Source organism: Butyricimonas sp. DFI.6.44, assembly GCF_022132345.1.
In the GTDB taxonomy this organism is placed as follows: Bacteria; Bacteroidota; Bacteroidia; order Bacteroidales; family Marinifilaceae; genus Butyricimonas; species Butyricimonas muris.
Genome location: NZ_JAKNJD010000006.1, coordinates 304,794 through 322,076, shown reverse-complemented (window position 1 = coordinate 322,076; position 17,283 = coordinate 304,794). Strand labels below are relative to the sequence as shown.

The following is a 17,283-nucleotide window of genomic DNA, read 5'->3' as shown; positions in this document are numbered from 1 at the left end:
TGTTAAGCCTGTCGCTAGCGTTCATCCTGAGCCAGGATCAAACTCTTCATTGTAAAATATCATTCAGAAATTTTGTTCTGGCAGGGTCATGTGTTCATGAATCACGACTCTCGTCGTTCTTCGATTCACGCTCGCTACGTTGTTTTGTTCACGTCAATATTTTAAAGAACTCTTCTTCTCTCGTCTTCACCCTCGCCCTTTTCTCGAGGCGAAAGCGGATGCAAAGATAAAACGTTTTTCCCTTCCCTTCCAAATCTTTTTCAAAGTTTTTTCAAACTTTTTTCGCGGGGTGTCGTTACAACTAACTTTTACCCCCTCGCTTCATCCCGACAACATCTAAAGAACCTCGCTAACCGCTTCCTCTTCACTCGCCCCCCTTCCGGTTTAGCGGGTGCAAAGATAACAGCATAAAATCCCCTTTTCCAAATTTTTTACCCTCTTTTTTTTAACTTTTTTACAAGACACTAGAAAACAAATATTTAAAAACAACACTACACGCCATTCCAAGTCTCAAAGTATTCCCGGTACTTGTCTTTTCAGGAAATTTCAATAAAATAGCTTCAGCCAACACGCGAGTAAAATGGATTCTTCACTCCTTTTCATATCGATTTCATTTTTGACAAAAGAATGAAAATATCTTTTCACTATCCATTTTAGACTATCTATTTTAGATAATCTAAAGTAGATAACCTAAAATATTTCATCAATCTCTATTAAAAATAGGGAACCGGCCTACTTGACCGATCCCCCTCTTGGCATAGCAAAACGAAACAAATTAGGATTCCCCTATCGTCAAGACTCTACTATCTGATGCTTGTCGCCCGTTTTTCGACGTGGCGAAGCAATACGCCTTCACGTTTTCGTTGTTCCAGTCCTCCGGTAACGCGTAACTCGTGCTACCACTTTCGCCACGGTCCCGCAAGGTCACCAATCTCGCGCGCTCCAGTACCGTTTCGTAAAGTACCCCGTAAACCCTGTCATCCTGCAATGCGAATCCATCTTCCTCTCCTTGCATCTCTTGCTCGAACGTGTACTTCTGGCTACCCGTGCTGTACGCGACCGTGACCTTGGGAGGGTAAAGTATCCCCGCGGCCAGCTTCAACTGGTCGAGATCTACCGTTCCCACGTGTTTCTCGTCCACGTTTACCGCCCCCATGTTTCGCGCCACGAAGGCGTTCGAGGTCGTTCCGTTACCGATTCCCACGAATCCTTTCCGGATCACGGGTATAATCTTCCGGGACAAGGATACCAACGCTTTCATTCTCGCCCGTTGGTCAAGAATCTCCGGCGTCGGGTTATCTTTCCTTGAAAACACCTTCGCTTTGGCGATGTTTTTACTTCTCGTGTAACACAACGTGATGTTACCTACTGATCTTCTCGCTTTACCTAACAAATAAGAATTAAATTCTGCCATAATAATTGAAAATTAAAAGTTGAAAATTGAAAATGAAATCACTTGATCACAAAATACATGAATCATAAATCTAAAATGCTTCCCCCAAGGCGAATTCCAGCGCCGGTCCCGGGTCTATTTTCCGGTTCGTGATGTCCGAGTGCCCTACCACGTCCCGGATCGGGTAATTGGATTCCAGTAACTTGCACACCTCGACCAACGTTCTCACCTGTACACTCGTGTAACGATGCCAGTATGTCAATTCCTCTCCCGAGCAATCGGCATGTACATCTTCCGGCTTCACTTTCCGCCCGCACTCCGCCACGAACGTGTTCCCTTCCACGCGAAGTTTTCCAAGGTTATCCAATTCGATACCGATTGAATAATGATTCAACTCGGCACGTCCCGCGTACCAGCTTCTCCCCGCGTGCCACGCCTCTATATTAAACGGCACGAGTTGAACCAGTTCCCCTTCCCGCCCGATCACCAGATGTGCCGAAGCGGCCACGTCCGGTCTGGTCAGGAAAAGAGCCGATGACATCGGGCTCGTTCCCCCGGTATAGTGCAAAACAATCATATCCGGGCCTACCAACTCGCGCGTGTTTTTCGCGCATTGCAAGTGAACCACACCGTTCCCCGTCAACCGATGGTTGACGATTGAAATTCGAGAATTAAAAATCATCATGTTTATACATTTAAAAATCTAAAATTAACATCGTTTTCGCGTGACAGCCTCTATGATTTTCTCCCCGCTTCTACCCACCACGTACCCGCCCAACCCGATTTCCAGCAAATCCCAGAAACGGGAGGTTTCCGCCAGAATTGGCAAGCTGGTGAACGTCCCGACAAGAATAATCACGGCAAATATCAACATCACGAGCGGGCGCCACGAGCGTTGCAGCCAGTTTCCCCGGGCTTCCTCCCCGACCACGGCAGCACTCGACTCCAAACGCTGTCGCTCGCGTTCGGCGATCACCCGCAGGATATCTGTTTCCAGCTTCTTTTTCTCCCGGGCGGGAAGCGTCAAGCGGTCGATCACCTCCCCGACCGAGTTGACGATCCCCGCCACGGGTTTTCTTCCCTCGCTCATACCACCACGTGTTGAGAGTTAGAGAAAGCTGAAAACGACGGTGACACGAAAAAACAATACACGTGCACCGGCACATCTTTCACCCGGTATAGCGAGAACACGGCCATTCCCTCTCCTCGCGTGACTTGCACTTCCTCTACCACTTCCGGCGAGAACGCGCGATCGCCTCGCAACAAGACAACCATCAAGCGATCATTCTGATCCAAGTATGCACTATCGTCGGCACCCGCCCAGCGAAGGGTTACCCGGTTCCCGTCGTCCACGGAAGCCGACAAGTCGTACACCCCGTCCCGGTTTCCCGTTGCAAGGCGCAAACCGTCATAATCGACAATTTTACCCCGGTGATCGAACATTTTCAGGTTCTCCCTCATGAACAGGGCGAACCCAGTGAGTTTAGCGTTCTTGCCGGAACGACGCCAAACCTCTTCCAAGGGTGTTTCTTTCAAACGCTGGTAAAAACGAACCGCCACCCGGAAGCGATCACGAACCGCCTGTTGTTTCTCCGTGTTCGGGTTGCTCACCGATGCCGGTACCGCCCGGGCGTAATACTTGCCGTTCCGTCCGCTAAAAATCGTGTTACCGATTCGCCCTTTAATCTTGAAAATACTGCTTATTTCTGCCATCATCCCGCGTTTTTAAGTGAATAAATTGTTTTTACTTGATTCCCGCCACGCGCGAAAAGCGGACGGGAAGAGATAAAGCCCGCCCAAGGATACACGATCACGATAACGACCGTGCCACGCTTGTCCGGCAAGATGGTGTACAATACCCGTGTTGGAGTTGTGCCGGAGTTGTGGCTTGTTCTCGCCCTTTCCCCGCCTCCTCTTCGCCTTGTTCTCCCCGGGTCACTCTCTTGTTCTTTAGTCCTGTCAAATAATAATTCCATATCGTTTAATTTTTGATTACACGACAAAAATAGTACGCCCACACACCACGCGCAACTAATTTATCCCACACGCCCGATCCACTGCTCCCCCGTCCCGTTCAACTGACCGAACAGCCAAACCGGAACAGCCATTCCACGAAACGGTTTATAAATAATGTTACTTGAGCGTGTTCCTCTCTACTTGTGCAAGCCCTTCACGCTTCCTAAAAAATGGAAACGGGCGAGGAAACCCTCCCGGTAGGGTTGTCCTAGCGGGATTTCCTGTTTGCCGATATAAATCGTGTTCCCCCGTACACGTTCCACGTGCTCCAAATTCACCATGTAACCGCGATGCACTCGCGTGAACAGTCCCGCCGGAAGACCTTTTTCGAGGGTTAACAGCGGGTGCCCGACAAGAATTTTCGGGCGATCCTTCAAGTGCATGCAACAATAATTACGACTGGCTTCCAACCAAAGGATTTCCGCGTGAAAAACCCGGTCATAAGAATCTTTATTCCAAACGAAGAGCCGGTCTTTTTTGAAATCTATTATCTCCGCGACAGCGTTTCCTGTCGCGGACGTGTTTCCCGTCCCCGGGATGTATCTGTTTTCCATGATTATCAAGTGTTAGGTTTCATGAAATGACCATCCCGATAGATTTTATATATCTCCACGAAAAAGCCGGGGTATACACTCCCTTCACGCGCAAAAGAGGTACCCCGGCTGAATAAAAACGAGTAATCTTGATACGATTCTTTCTCTAATCTCTCGTAAATCCTGTTTTCAGAAAACTTTATTCTAACAACTCTGCAATTTTCTTTCTCAACTCTTTTCCCCGAATATCTTTTGCTATAATACGGTTATTCTCATCTAGTAATATCGTGTGAGGGATTGCTTTTATTGCATACAGAATAGCAACTTGAGGCACTTGCAATAACTCTGTTCCTTGTTTCCATGGCAACTTGTCATCTTGAATTGCCTTTTCCCAAGCAGCCTTGTCTGTATCAAGTGACACGCTGAATACCTCGAAGCCTTTCGCATGGTATTCTTCATACAACTTCACCAGGTTCGGGTTTTCCCTGCGACAAGGAGCACACCATGATGCCCAGAAATCCACCAATTTGACTTTTCCACGTATAAAATGAAGCGAAATCGTATCCCCAGCGGGAGTCATCACGGTAAAATTAGGAGCGATAGCACCCACGGATATTTTTTCCAAACGAGCGATTTGCTCCCCTACCAGCGTACCGTAATACCCATTTTTTACCTCATCGGTAAATTTCCCGTGCAACTCTTTCAAAATATCCAAAGGTGCATTTTGCATCATCCCTGCCAGTATATATGCGGACACGAAACAATTACCGTTTGCTCGAATCATATCCAATTGTTTATCGACAGCCTTCTTCACGAAAGAGTTATAACCATTTTGCAAAGACACCATCTGTTCACGGGAACGTACCGATTGCGCCGCTTTTTCCGTGGCTTGTCGTTTTTCCGCGATGCTCCGGTTAATCTCGTCAAATCGTACAAATAAACTTTGGGCAGTTCCTCCTTCTATCTTTACATCGCCATTCTCATTTGAGATCAAGGAATAATTCGTGTTTTCCAGCATCAACTGGAAACCGGTCTTCATATCTGTCATCACGACCAAAGCCAAGCAACCGGACTTAACTCTCCCATTCAATTCAAAAATACCCGATTTTAACTCGGTGCGTCCTAAAGTATCTAATTTATCCGGGTTCATTCGTCCCAATAACCAAACCGTACCGTCAGGCATATTGGCCACTTTGCCGGAAATTTTGAATCCGTTTTGGGCATACACATCCACTATCGTCACCAGCAAGGCCACAATCAATAATAATATTTGTTTCATTTTTCCCTTCAACATATTATTATCACAATATTTATTTCACAATAATCGTGAACACGTCATCCACATCCTTTGAATATCCCTCATTCTCAAAATTCAACGAAATCACGTAACGCCCCGCAGGTATTGAAGACACATCCAACGGCAACTTAAACATACCATCACCCCGCACGGACAATAATTCCGCCATCGCCTTCACGTCTCCCCCATCAGGAGATTTAATATCTTTAATCTGCACGTAAATCTGTTGAGTTCCAGTAACACCTTGTATTTTCGTGCTTAACCATGGAATTTCCAATTTCTTCCTCTCGTAATCTGCACTATATTCCCATTGTTGCACGTCAGAAAACATCTCCCTCATGCATTCCTCGGGAGAAGAATAACCGAATACCATATACATGGATTGAGCCAGCCCCCAGTAAGTGGTCCACTTTGGATTCTGCACAGAGTCAATATCCAACACTTTTTTCACTTCGAGCGTATCCGGATCATAACTAGCATTTTCCGTGGATAAATACCCGACTGTAATATCGTGACATGACACAATAACAATACCTGTCAATACAGCTATTAATAATATGAAAGTTTTCATCGTTTCAAGTTCTAAATTCGTATTCAACACTCTTATATTTTTCCCAACACGTAATTGTAATTCAAGGCATGTACCACCCCATTCAACGGTTGTATATTCGGGCTAGAAAGAGGAACCATCGTCCGTGCCGTAAAAGAATACAAGTACATGTGAGCCGCACCACCTTCAGGCACGTACATGTAATCATCAATCTCCAAGTAAACCCTCAAGTATGAACCTGTTAGCGTGTACAAATCGGTTCCACCAGTCTGTTCTGGTTCGTAGATATAATAATTCTCATCACGCACGGCCACATCCTCTTGAAGCACTTTCCCTTTAACCACGTGTTTCAATACAAGTTCCCTAGCAGTTTCTTTATCAATATCTTCCACGCTTTCAAATTTATTATCAAACAGATAACGTTGCACGGAATAACTCGGGATACCCCAGAAAGTGATTTCCGGCAAGGTATCTACCCGTCCTTCAAACAAATCCTCCAACCCAGCACGTTCGATTAACGCCACGGTTAATTTCCAATTATAACTATCGCCCCGCAAATATTCCATCATAGAACAATCATGATAGGGAGAACACACTCCCGTATCCCACACGTCTTGTTTCGTGTCGCAAGAAGTTAGCATTCCCACCCACAAAAAAATCACTAATACTTTATAGATTGTTTTCATCTCAAATTCTACATTTTAAAATTACATAAACCTATTCCACCATGTATTCTGACGCAATGCCGTATTTCTACCAAAACAAATCGGGTCAATGGCCATGAACACACACCCATCAATAATATCCTGCAAGGGAATCCTTTTGAAACCCTCGGAAAGCTCCCGGCGCACATACTCTTCCCCGTTACGAAGGACATCAAAATAACGCTGTTTCTCAAACATCATCTCCTTCTCTCGTTCTTTAAAAATAGCATATCGCAATTTATCGGCATACCCCGTGTTGGCAAATTCCGAAGCATCATACATTTTAGCACGAGCTCGGGCACGCACGGCATTCAAATCTGCAATTGCCTCGTCTCTTTTGCTCAAACGAGAACGGCATTCCGCACGCAAAAGATAGATATCCGCCAAGCGCCAAAACACCATATTATAGTCAAAATGATCAAAACGCCCCTCTACTCCACTCGCCGTTTTCACGACAAGATCCCTGAAAAGATACGGATACGCGTATCCCCCGGTAACCTCACGCAATGTGTCATGACTCATGGAATCTAATTTCCAAAAATAAGCTTCTCGACGTAGATCTCCCTTGGGGAACCACTTGTCAACGGTGGCTACACGAATCAGCATCTTCTGATCCTTAATACAATCCACTCCCGCACCGGAAGTTTTCACTTGCAACACCCAATAACAATAAGTTAATGCCCATGTATCCAAATAGGTAGTATAACTTGGAACATCTAAATTCTCTTTGATCTCATCCCAATAAGGAGCATAACGCATTTCAAAAATAACTTCAGAAGACTTTCCTTTAAACACCTCTGTACTCACTTCCTCCGGTGTCGCCGCCAAGCGGTAAATACCAGCAGGCTGAGCAGTTTCACTACCGATAATGCCCGTACAAGCCCTCTCGGCTTCTTCCCAGTACTCCATTTCGTCGTAATTCTGGTATTCCGAACGAGCAAACCACTTCCACCCGGCCTTTAACGCACACAAGTGAGCGAGCAAGGCATTTGCCGCCCCTTTGCAAGGCACATTTTTGTACTCGGGAGAGTTACCTCGCGAATCCAGCACCTTCTCATACTCGGGCAACAGTGTCACGGCCTGTCTTGCCTCGTTAATCGCGTAATCCAGCACCTCGGGCCACGAGGATTTTGGGAAAGCCACGTCCAAATTAGCATCATCACCAATAATCACGCAATCCCCCCACGTTTGCACTAAACGCCAATAAGCCACCGCTCTATAGAAATGCCCTTGTCCATTATAAAAATCCTTTCTCTCGCGAGAAGCCTCTATTTGATCCGTGTAATGCAATACCACGTTAGCCGCCCCAATCAACTCATACCAAGGCGTCCAATACCCATTGCGAGGTTGAGAGGGATCCAAATTTCTTGTCGCAAACGAAACCTCCGATGCCACGGAATCTACATAAGACCCCATATTCTCATTATCAGAACCATAAGATTCCCTCAATTTTTGGGCGCACAATCTAACCGCTGCCTCTATATCATTTTCCGTTTCATAAGCGTTCTTGAAAGTAACCGAATTCTCCGGCTCCATATCTAAAAGATCCTCGCAAGCCGCAAAACAACAACATAACAACAATACAAATAAATATCTTTCCATACTCTTTAGAATTTAAGTGTTAAACCTAACGTCCATTTCCGGGCTAACGGGTAATTTCGTCCATGATCATAACCCGAGGTAATATTCACGGTTTCGGGATCCAAGCCAGAATAATTATCCCACGTGAAGAGATTTTCTCCACTGGCAAACACACGCAATTCTTTCATACCCAACTTTTTTATCCATCTTTCGGGCATAGTATATCCCATCGTCAATGTCTTCAGTTTTAACCAATTTACTTTCTCTACATAGCGATCACAAGATGCATTAAAACGATCCAAACCCGCACTTTCCCATCTCGGGTATTTCGCATCATCACCGGGCTGTTCCCAAAATTTAGCACCAGCTATATCCATCACGAAAGGGTCTACTCCCGGCTGAAAATAAGTAAATGGAAGAGTGTTTATCATATGGCGTCCCAGCTGATAAGCCATTGAAAAAGCCATATCCCAATTCTTCCATCGCAATTCACTTACAATTCCTCCGCTACAAACAGGCAAAGCACTACCAGCATACACGACATCCTCGTGATTACAAATAGCATCTCCATTCACATCCACGAATTTCAAATCCCCCGGTTTAAAATAAAGTGAAGCATCTACCCCGTATGTATAACTTTTCCATCCCTCGCTGTTATTATAATCAACAGGCAACTCCTCCTGCACGTTCACGAATCCATCTGTTTTCATAACATAAATACCGTTCAACGGCTTGCCGATAATCCATCCGTTTTCATCAAAACCACTATACGACTTGCGAAAACGATTCCAGTTTTTCGCCCAATTCACGGATACTCGCCAATACAAATCCGGTTTAGAAAGGATATCCCCCTTCACTAAAATTTCCAATCCCTCGTTCGAAATTGCAGCAGCATTACGCCATTGCCTTTTATACATATTAGGAGAAGATAAAGGTACCTTCATCAATAAATCATCCGTGTAACGGTAATAATAATCCAACACTACCCCTAACCGATAATTAAAAAAATCCAAATCCAACCCGATATCGTATTGATCCGTGTTTTCCCATGAAAGTTCTTCATTATACATCCCATCCGTGAAATTAGGAGTCAACGTACCGTTCCCTTCATAATTGGGCCCATTTTCAACAATTCCCAACGCCAAATAAGGGTAATCAAAGTGCATCCCGGAACGTCCCCAACTGGCTCGAATTTTACCAAAAGACAACCACCCTAAATTATCCTTGATAAACGGTTCCTCCGAAAAAGACCAACCCGCTGCCACGGACGGGAAACTTCCCCAACGGCGATTTGCCCCAAATGTAGAACTTCCATCCCGACGATAGGCTATCGTGAGCAGGTATTTATCCCGGAAACTATATTCCAAACGTCCGAAATAGGAGGCAAGGGCCTTTTCCTGCATATCGGATTGATAAAATTTGAACATAATAATTGTGCTTGTTCCATGACTCTCTTGAGTGCCATAAGAAGGCAGACCGGACGGGGCATAATAAATCTTATCACTAGGAGAATTCATCGCATAACCTCCATTATACTCCATTTGGTCATATTGATACGAAACCCCTGCCATGAAAGAAAAATTGTGTTCCTCCCCGAAATGCTTTTTATAAGATAACAAATTTTCATTCAACACCATCAAATTAATTCCCGTTTCACCCACACTCTGCGAATATCCCTCGCTATTCAAATAAGAAGGTTGAAAATAATTACGGCGGGCAATAGAATAATCGGCAGAAAGAGAGGTTGAAATATCCAAACCCTCCATCACTTGATAAGCCAATTTAAAGTTCGTGCGTAAACGAACGTTACGATTGGTTTCCTTCGTTCCCCGCAAGTTCTCGAGTGCGGCATTCCAAGCTACTGATCCGGCTCCCGGTTTCAGCGTACTCAACTCGAACGGATCGCCTGGCACGGTTTCAACGGAAGGAGCCGAAGACAACGAACTACCTGCATTTGTCCCTCGTCGCCGATTGACTAAAGTGGCATTAAAGCGTAAATCCACGTTAAAACGTTTCACCGGTACTACATTTAGATTGGCATTGAGATCCACCCTCTTGTAACCTGTACCTTTCAAAATTCCACCCTCGTCATAATATCCTAAACCTAAACCGTATTGAGTACGTTCACTTCCCCCGTAGGCTTGAATATTCGCATTCGTGATTTTTGCCGTCTCGTAATACATGGGAAAAAAATTCGTGGAATTATTATAAAACGGATTCAAACTATCCTGTTTCCATCCCCCGTTACTCACGCTCGAACCCGGAACAGGAATCCAGTTCCCATCTATCGACCCTCTACGAGTATCATAAACTTCTTTCAAGGATGTTGGATATTTATACATTTTGGTTTCTGGATCCAAATAAGCTCTATAATCTCTTTGAGATGCCAATAAACGCATCTCACGTTCTAACCGACCGATTGTCACCCCCGGGAGACGAGGCAATTGCCCCCAACTTTGAGAAACATTGACAGAGAAAACCGCATCCTGTTCCTTTTTCCCTTTCTTTGTTGTCACGATGATCACCCCGTTGGCGGCACGCGACCCGTAAAGCGAAGCGGCTGAAGCATCCTTCAATATTTGGATTGATTCGATCATATCCGGATTAATATCCGCCAGTAAATTCGTTCCCGTCACCGGAGAAGAAAATGAATTCAACGGCACTCCGTCAACCACCCAAAGCGGGTTTGAAAAACGCCGTCCCTGCTCCACGTCCAAGGAATTGTACCCCCTGATCACCATCGAGGTTCCACCACCTCCCGGGGAACCGGACATTTGCGTGATGTCCAAACCAGCAACCCGCCCTTGCAACAAACTGGCAATATTGGAGGACGGAATTCCCTTGAGTTCATCTGCCTTAATCACAGAAATAGAACCCGTTGTTTTACGTTTCGTGGTGGTTCCGTACGCTACCACCACCGTTTCATCCAATGCCTGAACATCTTCCTCCATGATAATCCGTAATGTATCCTTAGCTGTATTTGCGGTAAACTCTATCGCCTTCTTTTTAAAACCGATAAAAGAGAATTCCAACGAACCTTTTTGCAGGGGTAAATCCATCGCGAACCATCCCTTGGCATCCGTGGAAGTACCAACTGCCACCCCTGTCACTTTCACGGTCACACCCGGCATCGGTTGTTTTTGCGTGTCGTACACGAAGCCTTTCACGCGAACAGACTTTTTCTCCAACTCATCCGAACTCGCTACAGGTTTAATAATAACCATCTTGTCTACATATTCCCACGTGAATCTCCTCCCTAGCATTTGCCGTAATACCTCATCAACCTTCGCATTTTTCACGTTGAGCGAGATCGCTTGATTCACGTCCACCTCGTCAAAACTGTAAAAGAAATCCAGTTGTGTCTGCCGTTTCAGTTCAGAGATTACCTTGGTAAAAGGCATCCCCTCGACTTTCAGTGTCACCATCTGATCCTGCGCTCGCACGGACGCTGAAAGCGAAAAGACAAAACCACACATCAATAAAAAAGTCAATTTCATAACCATTAAAATTTTCGCACGTGATTTTTTTAACGGGAACCACGTGCCCGTTTGTTTTTTTTTCATAGTTTTGTGATAAGAGTTAAACATTCATCCTCGGGAAATCGCAAGTTTCCCCGGATGGTTTCGCTACACCGGGAGTTGTTGCTGCAATTCCCGGTTTATTTTTAGATTCATCTATTCAGTTCAGTCACGACAACCGTCCTACCGTTCACGGTAAATTTCACCCGCGTGGTTTTCTCTATTATCGAGAATATCTCGTTTGCCGTGTACTCCTTCTTGATTACCCCGGCAAAGACAAAACGCTTCACACGCTCGGAAGCGAAGAAGAAATCAACATCATACCAACGCTGCAGTTGCGCCGCAATTTTCTCCAATGTCGCACCTTCTTCGAAATAGAATTTTCCGTCTACCCAAGCAGAAACTGCTACCGCATCCACTTCTTTCGTCGAGATTCTACCTTCTTCCCACACGGCTTGCTGTCCGGGTGCAAGAATGGTTGACGCTCTATCTTTTCGATCGCTTACCTGCACCTTTCCGGATACCAACGTCGTACGAATCACTTCGTCCGGAGTATAAGCATTCACGTTAAACCGGGTACCCAGTACCCGCACATCCACTTCACCAACGTCAACGATAAAAGGTTTCCCGGCATCGGGTGCCACCTCGAAGAAGGCTTCTCCCTTAAGATACACTTTGCGTTCCTCACCCGAGAAGAATGTCGGGAAGCGAATTTCCGATTCGGAATTCAAGTAAACCCTAGAACCGTCTGCCAGTGTCAACTGATACTCTCCTTTACGCGGGACTACAATCGTGTTGTATTCCACCTCGGTCGATTGCCCCTCTCCCTGTTCATAGGTCACGCTTCGAGCCGAATCCAAGCGAACACGCACGCCTCCTTTAGTTGTTAAAGTATCAACTTGGACGGATGCCAAATTTATCCGTTCTCCTTTCGCCATAATCAACACGGCTTGAGGACTGCCCGCCTCCAGTACCGGAACTTGTGCCACGGGAATCTCTTTTGTTTCCCGTAACGAGAACCATATCGTGCCACCCACGAATAACGGGATCATTACCGCCGCAACCCAACGCCACAACATTGCCACCCGACGCCGATTCTGACCTTCACCCCGGTATCCCTCGACAACTCTCCACATTTTCTCCCGGTCGAACATCACATCACCCCGCTCCATCATTCCCACTTCCCGCAACACGCCCCGCACCCTCGCGAAATCCGCATCCCGCCAAATTTTCCGCCACTCGGCATCACCCGGCTTCACTCTCCCTTCCAGCACCGCTCGTAACCATTCTTTTTCGTCTTTTGTGCTCATAGTTTTTCTGTTTTCTACCCTCTAAGCGAGAAGGGGTGAAAAAAGGGTGAAAAGAAAATGAGATTTTTTTCAGAAAAATTGAAAAAATCTTCGGCAAGCACAAAATTCTAAGACCAATATAGCACTAAATGTCTATAATAACATACTAATTCTTATTCACCACCTTGTTGCTCTTTGATTATCCAATGCCCATAAGTCTTTCCACCTTCACGTATAAGATTAATGCCAAGTTTCCTAATCGCAGAAAAATCACGCTGCACAGTTTTTTCTGATACTCGAAGTCTTTCAGACATTTCCTGTCCAGTCATCGTTGGCGTACAATAGATAAATTCTAATATAGATTTCTGACGATCAGTAAGTTCCTTTAGGACATCCTTTGAGACATTCTTTAAGACATTCTTCAAGACATCCGACATGTCATTAGGCTTCTCTTCTACAAGAGTTTCTATATGCAGTATCAATTTTACCTGCATTAATTCCGGTTGCTCAATGAGTTCCGGCTTCAACCAATGCTTCTCATTCCACGCACTAAGGATAAGCGGGAAGCCTGACCCAAGATTCTCCCCGTAACCAATCGCACGAAGCATTGCTTGCATACGCTGATTACGAGCTCTTGACTCTCCACCTGCATAAATTTGTTCTACAGGAAGTTTTAGTAAGCCCGGATTTGTAAGAACAAAACGATCATCATATTTTTCTACTTTCAATACACCATTAAGCATTAGGTCTGCATGAATGATAGCATTGGTCAAAGCTTCACGCACAGCCTTATGTTGAGGTGTATCATCTTTCCTGATAACCCCCTCCATCCTGAATGGTCGTGGTAGATCTTTTGTCAATTTAGGCAACACATTTTGTATGAAATTAAAAAGGTTATTTTCCCAAGTTCCATCGTATGTAAGGCGGTCACTATAACGTTGCTCTCCTATAAGATTGGTTTTATCAATATAATCCATACGAAGATTATCAAAACGGTCACGTACGGGTAAGCCCTTACCAAACATCAACAATCCTGCCATAGTCAATCCTTCAGTCTGTTCTTTACGATTCACCACATAGCCACCAATCTGCACTAGGAATTCCTTATGTTCAAGGCTATTCCATACATGCTCTGGATGATCTGTCCTGAACAACATACGATACCGTTCCAAAGAAGGAATGTCAATATCATCCATCGTATAATATTCTAAGAACATACGATCATTGCCTGTTTCATTAGAATCACGCACCATCATTCTTAGTTCTTGTTCCGTGCAATGATAATCACCTTCGTGATTTCGCTTGTAAGTTCCTCTTGAAAGATTATTGTTAATGTACACAGGGCGAATAGTATAATCTGCTCGTGGTACATTTATTACTATCACGTTCTTCCCCTCCACAGACACAACTTGCACATCCTCGTCACGCAACAAATTGATACTTACCTTCTCATGACTATTTATCGTGTTCCACAAGTCCTTACGCATCCTATCCGCCTCTCCCACACCGGTAATGACAAATCTCTTTGCCTGGCCCTCCCCTACCATGTTCTCGTCAACACCAAGAAGAATGGTTCCACCATATGTATTAGCAAAAGCAGAATACGTTTCCCATAAAGAACTTGGCACACCTTTCTGTGCTTTCTTACATTCCAATGTCACACACTCTCCATCCGCAAGTAGTTTATATATATATTGTTCTTTCATTTTTCCAATTTTATAAACATACCCAGAAAACTACATATCCTCCAAAGAGAAGAATTTCGTTTCAATGGAATATTTCGCCATTTCCTTTTGCTTCACGTGTTCCACTTTCTCCATGAACAACTTATGATTATAGTTATTCACATTTCGTTTCACCTCTGCCACCAATGCCTCGTTGCCTCGTGCCCGTAAAGCAATAATATCAATCTCAAAAGCCTCTATCTTTTGTTTACCGGACATACTTTTCATTTCCCACCATGAGCCGATTTCTTTGAAACCTCCGGCTTCCGCGAGTTTTTGCCTGAAATACTTTTCCAATACCCGTCCGGAATAAGTCGGATAATCAGCCTGCGCCAAGTGATACAAATCATCAAAATTTTGTAATTCGATATAGGAACGATTACCCTCTATATATTTGAACCAGAAACTCAAAAAATTATCTATTATAATATAGCGAACATTTTTTTTACTACCCGGCTTCGCGAAAATAGGACGTTCACGTGTGATCAAATGATAAACATTTTCCAGTTTATTCAAATGTCCCCCGATGGCTATTCCTCCCAAACGAGCTTCAATCTCGCCCTGCGTGTAATACCCGTTAGCCAATTCTTGGAGTATAGAAAAATATGTCCCGTAATTCTTCCCGAATTCCGTGATTAACAAATTCCGCCCCTCATCTAAAAAAGGCGACATTTCAGAGAAAACAAAACGATACATCTTCTCGACAGTCAATCGATCGTTATCACAAAACAACTCCACGTATTTAGGGACTCCCCCGGTAATCGTGTACAGAGCAAGTAAATCATCGTTACTATAACCGGGAGCGTATTCTTCCATAATCTGTTTCAAAACTTCCACTTTGAACGGACGCAACTGTAAGATATTATCCGCCCGCCCGAACAGGGGTTCACTATGCTCCGTGAATATCTTCTGCATCAAAGAAAAAACGGAACCACAAATGACCAGATTTACACGTGTATCCTGCCGATATGAATCCCACAAATTTTGCAAATCACTGAAAACTGTTTCATTAATATTATAGAACTCTTGAAATTCATCTATCACGAGATTGAAGGAACGTGTTTTACCCAATTCAAAAAGATATTGCATCAAATTTGAAAACGAAATCATCCCTTCCGGTACAAACACGGATAACACTTCACGCACATGTCCCGCAAATTCGGAAACCAAAACACTTTCCGACTTCCGACCGACAAAGAAATAAAGCGTCACAGAACCATCATCCTGAAATGCCTGCTTTATCAAACTGGTCTTCCCGATACGCCTCCGCCCTGTTACAACAAGCATTCGGGAATTTCGCGTGAAAGCAAGTCCCTGCACCCGCTTCAATTCTTCAATTTCCTTTTCTCGATTATAAAACTTCATTTGAACTAAAATTATTATTTTTGCAACAGCGGTTGATTCAACCGCTGTTGCAAAAATAATAATTTTATTCGAAACTTTCCACGCATCCCTCCCCAATAAGTTCAAAAAACTTCCTCCCCAAATCGTCGTTCATGGTCTGTGATGGAGAGGTATCGGTGCAGAGAAATTCTTTTTCTAAACGAGAATGGGGCAAAGAATTTGAAATTTCCCAAATAATCAGTATATTTGTCTATGATAATCAGATGATATTGTATAATGAAAAAAGACAACATACTAATTTTAACCAATTCTTATTGGGAAATACTGAAATCACTCAGTAATGAAGTTAAGTTACGACTAGCAACACGCCTCACTGCATCCGTCATTGAAACAAAAAGCAGAACAACAAATCACACCGAAGAGATGCTCGCAAAATATGCCGGAGCTTGGCAAGACAACCGTTCAACAGAGGAGATCATTAAAAATTTAAATGATAGCCGTCATGGCAGTAAAGCCCCCTTAACCCTATGAATAACAAATATCTGCTTGATAGTAATATTTGCATATATTTATTACGCAATCGACTTGAAGTAAAAGCTCATATCCAACAAGTCGGGTGGGAAAATTGTTGTATTTCAGAAATAACAGTTGCTGAAAACGTCAAACATCTAGCCCGCATACCTAACATTCGTATCGAAAATTGGATAAAACCGTAAAATAATAATTTTACTCGAAAGCGACTAAAAGAATCATCATAAATCTCTTGTCCTTATCGCCGAATTCATCCTTAATTTTCTTGTACGCCGTTTTCATCTGTGTCTTTACCGTGTTCACGGAAATATCCAGTTGCTCGGCGATTTCTTTATAACTCATGCTTTCCATGCATCCCAAGATAAAAATTTCCCTACATTTCGGGGGGAGGGTTTCCATAATGGATTGCAAACGGTCATAAAGTTCCTCGAAATTATCATTCTCGTCAGAATCATCCACTCCGGTCATCATCATTTCCTGACGATAACGTTCCTCGACCTTCTCGTGAAGTTTGTAATCGATACATGAATTTTTAACGGAACGGCAAAGATAGGCATAAACGGAACCCGTGTAAGTAATTTTATCCCGATTCGTCCACAAGTAAATAAAAACTTCCTGCACGATATCCTCCGCCTCTTCCCGATGCTTCACGAATCCCAAGGCATAATGAAATAGTTGTTCCGCATAACGGTCAAAAAAGGAGTTGAAAGCACTCCAGTCACCCTCTTGCATTTTCCGAAATAATATGTCCTCTCTTATCATCACACTAAACCACTGGTCCACGAAACAAATATCAGAAAATT

General features: G+C 44.1%; 16 protein-coding genes. 1 reads left to right on the top strand and 15 read right to left on the bottom strand.

All coding sequences use genetic code 11. The features are described 5' to 3' along the window. Positions 1-775: 775 nt before the first annotated feature. The 14 genes from L0M98_RS10535 to L0M98_RS10470 form a co-directional block, all read right to left on the bottom strand. Positions 776-1,414 carry a hypothetical protein gene (locus L0M98_RS10535; RefSeq protein ID WP_227215652.1) on the bottom strand — a complete coding sequence of 213 codons (639 nt, stop codon included), beginning with the start codon at positions 1,412-1,414 and terminating at the stop codon, positions 776-778. Positions 1,415-1,484: 70 nt separating this feature from the next. Then, positions 1,485-2,078 carry an N-acetylmuramoyl-L-alanine amidase gene (locus L0M98_RS10530; RefSeq protein WP_227215653.1) on the bottom strand — a complete coding sequence of 198 codons (594 nt, stop codon included), beginning with the start codon at positions 2,076-2,078 and terminating at the stop codon, positions 1,485-1,487. 24 nt (positions 2,079-2,102) lie between these two features. After that, positions 2,103-2,483, bottom strand: coding sequence for a 3TM-type holin (locus L0M98_RS10525; protein WP_227215654.1), 381 nt, complete (start codon positions 2,481-2,483; stop codon positions 2,103-2,105). Continuing rightward, positions 2,480-3,109, bottom strand: coding sequence for a DUF6266 family protein (locus L0M98_RS10520; protein WP_227215655.1), 630 nt, complete (start codon positions 3,107-3,109; stop codon positions 2,480-2,482). Before L0M98_RS10520 ends, L0M98_RS10525 begins: the two co-directional genes overlap by 4 nt. Beyond that, complete coding sequence (locus tag L0M98_RS10515; RefSeq protein WP_227215656.1) at positions 3,106-3,369, bottom strand: hypothetical protein; 264 nt, start codon at positions 3,367-3,369, stop codon at positions 3,106-3,108. The genes L0M98_RS10520 and L0M98_RS10515 overlap by 4 nt, the downstream gene beginning before the upstream one ends. A 177-nt stretch (positions 3,370-3,546) precedes the next feature. After that, positions 3,547-3,963 (bottom strand): LytR/AlgR family response regulator transcription factor, encoded by a 417-nt coding sequence (locus L0M98_RS10510; RefSeq protein WP_227215657.1) that lies wholly within the window; start codon positions 3,961-3,963, stop codon positions 3,547-3,549. Positions 3,964-4,141: 178 nt separating this feature from the next. Then, positions 4,142-5,221, bottom strand: a complete 1,080-nt coding sequence (locus L0M98_RS10505) for a TlpA disulfide reductase family protein (protein WP_227215658.1) — start codon at positions 5,219-5,221, stop codon at positions 4,142-4,144. Between the two features lie 31 nt (positions 5,222-5,252). Further along, on the bottom strand, positions 5,253-5,810 hold the full coding sequence (locus L0M98_RS10500) for a hypothetical protein (RefSeq protein ID WP_227215659.1): 558 nt from the start codon (positions 5,808-5,810) through the stop codon (positions 5,253-5,255). 32 nt (positions 5,811-5,842) lie between these two features. Continuing rightward, complete coding sequence (locus L0M98_RS10495) at positions 5,843-6,475, bottom strand: hypothetical protein (protein WP_227215660.1); 633 nt, start codon at positions 6,473-6,475, stop codon at positions 5,843-5,845. 21 nt (positions 6,476-6,496) lie between these two features. Next, positions 6,497-8,095 (bottom strand): RagB/SusD family nutrient uptake outer membrane protein, encoded by a 1,599-nt coding sequence (locus L0M98_RS10490; protein WP_227215661.1) that lies wholly within the window; start codon positions 8,093-8,095, stop codon positions 6,497-6,499. A 5-nt stretch (positions 8,096-8,100) separates the two neighbouring features. Continuing rightward, positions 8,101-11,571, bottom strand: coding sequence for a SusC/RagA family TonB-linked outer membrane protein (locus L0M98_RS10485; protein ID WP_227215662.1), 3,471 nt, complete (start codon positions 11,569-11,571; stop codon positions 8,101-8,103). A gap of 173 nt (positions 11,572-11,744) precedes the next feature. Next, a complete protein-coding gene (locus tag L0M98_RS10480) occupies positions 11,745-12,902 on the bottom strand; it encodes a FecR family protein (protein ID WP_227215663.1) in 1,158 nt (385 codons plus the stop codon). 152 nt (positions 12,903-13,054) lie between these two features. Then, on the bottom strand, positions 13,055-14,587 hold the full coding sequence (locus tag L0M98_RS10475; protein ID WP_227215664.1) for an RNA-binding domain-containing protein: 1,533 nt from the start codon (positions 14,585-14,587) through the stop codon (positions 13,055-13,057). Between the two features lie 30 nt (positions 14,588-14,617). Continuing rightward, complete coding sequence (locus tag L0M98_RS10470) at positions 14,618-15,970, bottom strand: ATP-binding protein (RefSeq protein WP_099290836.1); 1,353 nt, start codon at positions 15,968-15,970, stop codon at positions 14,618-14,620. A 255-nt stretch (positions 15,971-16,225) separates the two neighbouring features. On the opposite strand from L0M98_RS10470, the gene L0M98_RS10465 reads away from it, so the two are divergent. Beyond that, on the top strand, positions 16,226-16,480 hold the full coding sequence (locus L0M98_RS10465; RefSeq protein ID WP_227215665.1) for a hypothetical protein: 255 nt from the start codon (positions 16,226-16,228) through the stop codon (positions 16,478-16,480). Between the two features lie 195 nt (positions 16,481-16,675). On the opposite strand, the gene L0M98_RS10455 is transcribed toward L0M98_RS10465, so the two are convergent. Then, positions 16,676-17,242 carry an RNA polymerase sigma-70 factor gene (locus tag L0M98_RS10455; protein ID WP_099290837.1) on the bottom strand — a complete coding sequence of 189 codons (567 nt, stop codon included), beginning with the start codon at positions 17,240-17,242 and terminating at the stop codon, positions 16,676-16,678. Positions 17,243-17,283: the final 41 nt, after the last annotated feature.